Origin of the sequence: Aureimonas endophytica, from assembly GCF_014642635.1 — a bacterium.
Lineage (GTDB): Bacteria > Pseudomonadota > Alphaproteobacteria > Rhizobiales > Rhizobiaceae > Plantimonas > Plantimonas endophytica.
Genome location: NZ_BMIQ01000042.1, coordinates 1 through 556, shown reverse-complemented (window position 1 = coordinate 556; position 556 = coordinate 1). Strand labels below are relative to the sequence as shown.

The 556-nt window shown below is 67.8% G+C and carries 1 protein-coding gene and 1 pseudogene; one reads left to right on the top strand and one right to left on the bottom strand.

The window, feature by feature from the left end; genetic code table 11:
* Positions 1 to 260 (top strand): annotated as a pseudogene (rskA, locus tag IEY14_RS25715) (anti-sigma-K factor RskA); the annotation flags it as partial.
* A 179-nt stretch (positions 261 to 439) separates the two neighbouring features.
* On the opposite strand, the gene IEY14_RS25710 reads toward rskA, so the two are convergent.
* Positions 440 to 553, bottom strand: a complete 114-nt coding sequence (locus IEY14_RS25710; protein WP_444542176.1) for a mycothiol transferase — start codon at positions 551 to 553, stop codon at positions 440 to 442.
* Positions 554 to 556 lie beyond the last annotated feature (3 nt).

Below are 556 nucleotides of genomic sequence, written 5' to 3'. Positions count from 1 at the left end.
CCCGCGACCGCAACACAGGTCTGCTGGTGATGAACAATGTGGCGCCACCATCCCGGGGAACCGTGTATCAGATGTGGCTGCTGGGAGGGGCCAAAGGGCCGAGGTCGGCGGGGACGATGGGCACCGCGGCGGTGACGCCCTCGACGACGGCGACGCGGACCGATCTCGGAGCCTCGACCGCACTGGCATTCACCGTCGAACCCGGCACCGGATCACCACAGCCCACCGGTACCATCTTGGCCGAGCTGCCGCTCGGGTGAGCCGAGGACGCACACCCCGGCCCCTCACCGCAGTCTCGGCGCGACAATGGTGCCCAGCATCGCGACGAACACGCCGGGTACCACTAGGGCGGCGCTGCCGGCTAGCGTCAGGTAACCATCGGTGCAGGCGATCTTCGGCGTAGCTGACCATCGCCTCAGCGATCCGGCGGATGTCGCCGTTATCGGGCTATCCCCCGCAGGTAGGCGGCCTGCCCGAGGTGCTGAGCGCAGTCGTCGACGATGCTCACCAACCGTGCGCTGACGGTAACCGGCGGATTCCAACTGGTATCCACCAC